The organism is Pseudonocardia sp. KRD291 (genome assembly GCF_019263595.1).
In the GTDB taxonomy this organism is placed as follows: domain Bacteria; phylum Actinomycetota; class Actinomycetes; order Mycobacteriales; family Pseudonocardiaceae; genus Pseudonocardia.
Map to the genome: position 1 here is coordinate 1 of NZ_JADQDD010000435.1, position 3,413 is coordinate 3,413.

General features: G+C 74.0%; 6 protein-coding genes. 5 read left to right on the forward strand and 1 reads right to left on the reverse strand.

Going from position 1 to position 3,413, the window contains the following annotated elements:
* The first annotated feature begins 141 nt into the window (after positions 1 to 141).
* The 5 genes from I4I78_RS31305 to I4I78_RS33190 all read left to right on the forward strand — a co-directional run bounded on the left by I4I78_RS31305 (position 142) and on the right by I4I78_RS33190 (position 3,081).
* Positions 142 to 498 carry an STAS domain-containing protein gene (locus tag I4I78_RS31305; RefSeq protein ID WP_308252470.1) on the forward strand — a complete coding sequence of 119 codons (357 nt, stop codon included), beginning with the start codon at positions 142 to 144 and terminating at the stop codon, positions 496 to 498.
* A 118-nt stretch (positions 499 to 616) separates the two neighbouring features.
* On the forward strand, positions 617 to 1,036 hold the full coding sequence (locus I4I78_RS31310; protein WP_218615122.1) for an ATP-binding protein: 420 nt from the start codon (positions 617 to 619) through the stop codon (positions 1,034 to 1,036).
* Positions 1,033 to 1,809: an RNA polymerase sigma factor SigF gene (locus I4I78_RS31315; protein ID WP_218615123.1), complete on the forward strand. Its 777-nt coding sequence runs from the start codon at positions 1,033 to 1,035 to the stop codon at positions 1,807 to 1,809. The genes I4I78_RS31310 and I4I78_RS31315 overlap by 4 nt, the downstream gene beginning before the upstream one ends.
* Before the next feature lie 37 nt (positions 1,810 to 1,846).
* Positions 1,847 to 2,863, forward strand: coding sequence for an NAD(P)/FAD-dependent oxidoreductase (locus I4I78_RS31320; RefSeq protein WP_226380793.1), 1,017 nt, complete (start codon positions 1,847 to 1,849; stop codon positions 2,861 to 2,863).
* Entirely contained in the window at positions 2,818 to 3,081 is a 264-nt protein-coding gene (locus I4I78_RS33190; RefSeq protein ID WP_308252469.1) for an oxidoreductase C-terminal domain-containing protein, read from the forward strand. Before I4I78_RS31320 ends, I4I78_RS33190 begins: the two co-directional genes overlap by 46 nt.
* Before the next feature lie 68 nt (positions 3,082 to 3,149).
* Here I4I78_RS33190 and I4I78_RS33535 read toward each other — a convergent pair.
* A partial coding sequence (locus I4I78_RS33535; RefSeq protein ID WP_255567218.1) for a DUF3618 domain-containing protein occupies positions 3,150 to 3,413 on the reverse strand: 264 nt, incomplete at its 5' end.

Genomic DNA, 3,413 nt, shown 5'->3' on the forward strand with positions numbered 1-3,413 from the left:
CGACGGGCGGTGGGCTCGCCCCCGGCTCCGCGGGCGGGGGCCGGTATCGTCGGCGCGGTCTCGTCCCGCTCCCCCGCAGCACCGGAGGTGATCACCGTGCCCGGATCGACCTCGGCCCGGCATCCCACGGAACCGGGCGACGTGGGATCGGCTCTGTCGGCCCCACGCGAGGGTCTGACCCTGCTCACGGTGCGCGGAGAGGTCGACACGCTGACCTCCCCCCAGCTGGGCACGGCACTGGACGCCCTGCTCGCGGTGGAGACCGGCGAGCTGGCGATCGACCTCGACGGCGTCACGTTCCTCGCCTCCAGCGGACTCGGCGTGCTCATCAACGCCGCCCGCCGCGCGGCCCGCGGGCAGCGGACACTGCACGTGGTGGCGAGCAGCCGGGCCGTCCTGCGGCCGCTGGAGGTCACCGGATCGGCCCAGCTGTTCACCGTCGTGCGGAGCCTCGACGAGGTCCCGCGCTGCGAGGTCGGCTCGGCCACGGTGGACTGAGCCGCCACCGCACGGGCGCCCCGCGTGCGTGCGTGCGGCGTTCACGACATGATCCGGCGGTCGAACCCCACGGATCACCGATGCCCGGTACGGGCCGAGAAAGAGGAAGGACCCGCGCGTGCCCCAGGAGGACATCCCGAGCGAACCCGTGACCACGGGCTCCTCCACCGTCGAGATCCGCACCGCGGCCAGCCCGTCGCTGATCCCGACCGTCCGTGCCGTCGCGTCCGACCTGGCCGCGCGCGCCGACTTCGACCTGGACGCCATCTCCGACCTGCGGATGGCCGTCGACGAGGCGTGCGCGACGCTGGTCGGCATGGCCTCGCCCGGGTCGTCGCTGCGCTGCACGTTCGACGTGCACGGCGCGGGCATCGACGTCTCCGCCGAGGTGCAGACCGCCGCCGGCGCCAGCCTGCCCACCGACAGCTTCGGCTGGCGGGTCCTGCAGACCCTCGCCGACCAGGTCTCGGTCGAGACGCCCGACGGCTCGTCCGCACTGCGCATCCGGCTGCACAAACTCGCCGGACCCGCCCTGTGAGTTCGGACCCCCAGTACGAGCACCTCACGCCGGTGCTCGAGGAGTACTCGGCGCTGGCCGAGGACGACCCCCGCCGAGACGGGATGCGCGAGGAGCTGGTCCGGGGCTACCTGCCGGTCGCCCAGCACATCGCCCGCCGGTTCGCCCACCGCGGCGAGCCGCTCGACGACCTGACCCAGGTCGCCACCGTCGGCCTGATCAACGCGATCGACCGGTTCTCCCCGGAGAAGGGCGGCGAGTTCTTCTCCTTCGCCGTGCCCACCATCTCGGGCGAGGTCCGCCGCCACTTCCGCGACCAGAGCTGGTCGATGCGGGTGCCACGCCGTCTCAAGGACATGCACGTCTCGATCAACAGCGCCGTCTCGGAGCTGTCCCAGCAGCTCGGACGCTCGCCGCGGCCCAGTGAGATCGCCGACCGGCTGGACCTGCCGGTGAGCGAGGTGCTGGAGGGCCTGGAGGCCTCCGAGGCCTACCGCAGCTCGTCGCTGGACGAGATGCTGTCCTCCGAGGACGGCAGCGCGACGGTGGGCGAGCTCGTCGGCGAGGCCGACGCGGAGCTGGACCGGGTGGACTACCGGGAGGCGCTGCGCCCGCTGCTGGCCGACCTGGCCCCCCGCGAGCGCACGATCGTGATGCTGCGCTTCTTCGGCAACCTCACCCAGACCCAGATCGCGAACGAGGTCGGCATCTCGCAGATGCACGTGTCCCGGTTGCTGGCGCAGACGCTGGGACGCCTGCGCGGGCGCCTGGACCCGGACGGCGCGCCGGACTGAGCACGGTCGGGGAAGAGCACACGGATCGGGGAGAGCGATGAGTACCGAGAGCAGCGCAGGCGCAGCGAGCAGCCGCTCGACGGTGCCGGAACACGTCCTGGTCGTGGGGGCCGGTCTCGGCGGTGTCCGGACCGTCGAGGGCCTGCGGTCCGCCGGCTACGAGGGCCGGATCAGCCTGGTCGGCGGCGAGGTGCACCTGCCCTACGACCGCCCTCCACTGTCCAAGCAGCTCCTCGCCGGGACCTGGGAGCGCGAGCGGATCGACCTGACCGCCGAGGAGAAGCTCGCCGACCTCGGCGTGCGCACCCGCCTGGGTCTGCGCGCGGTGGCGCTGCGCCCGGGCGAGGTGGAGCTCTCGGACGGGGCGACGCTGCACGCCGACGCGATCGTGCTCGCCCCGGGCGTCACGTCACGGGTGCTCGAGGGGCAGCCGGACTCCGTGCACATGCTGCGTGACGTCGACGAGTCGCTGGCGCTGCGCGCGACGCTGGACAAGGGCGGCTCGCTGCTCGTCGTCGGCGCCGGGTTCATCGGGGCCGAGGTCGCGAGCACCGCGCACGACCTCGGTGTCGACGTCACCGTCGTCGAGGCCGCCCCGGTGCCGATGGCCCGGGTGCTCGGCGAGCAGGTCGGGGCGCTGGCCGCACGGCTGATCGACGAGTCCGGGGTGAGGCTGCGCTGCGGCGTCGCGATCACGGCGCTGACCGGTGACGGGGCGACGCTGGCCGACGGCACCACGATCTCCGCGGACGCCGTCGTCGTCGGGGTGGGCGGCAGCTGGACCTGGGCTGGCTCTCCGGCACCGGGCTCGACCTCGCCGGCGGCATCCCGTGCGACGAGCACGGACGGGTGCAGGGGCTCGACGGCGTCTGGGCCGTCGGCGACGCCGCCGCCTGGGCCGACCGTCGCCACGGCGACCGGACCCGGCACGAGCACTGGACCTCGGCGACCGACCAGGCCGCCGTGGTGGCCCGCGACATCGCCGGGGCCGAGCCGCCCCCGGAGACGGTGCCCTACTTCTGGTCCGACCAGTTCGGGCTCAAGGTCCAGCTGATCGGGCGCCCGGACGTCGCCGACGCCGTCCTCCCGCTACACGGCGAGGGCCTCGACGGCGGCGCGGTCAAGGGCACCGCGGTCGGCTACCTGCGCGGCGACGAGCTGGTCGCGGTCGTCGGGTTCGGCGCGGCGCGGCGGATCGCGCGCTACCGCAAGCCGCTGGCCGAGCGCGCCGACCGGGCCGCGGTGCTGGCGTTCCGGGACTCGCTGGCCTGAGGCCCGGCTCCGGCGGGGGTGAAACCCGGCTCCGGCGGTGCAGGGCGGCCCCGCCGGAGCGCGGAGGGCTAGCGGAACAGCGAGCGGATCACGAGCAGGCCGATCACCGCGCCGGCCGCGATCAGGCTGTACTTGACCTTGGGGTCGGCCAGCTTCTCGGCGACCTGCTCCTTGCCGCCCTCGACCAGGTTCTTCGGGTTGGCCCGCTCGGCCAACGCGTCCAGGCTGCCGGCCAGCTGGTCCCGGGTCTTCTCGATCTCGCTCTGGATGTTCTCGGGGTCGCGGGCCACGACGTCTCCTCGTTCGGTCGGAGCTGCAGGGGGAAGCTCGGT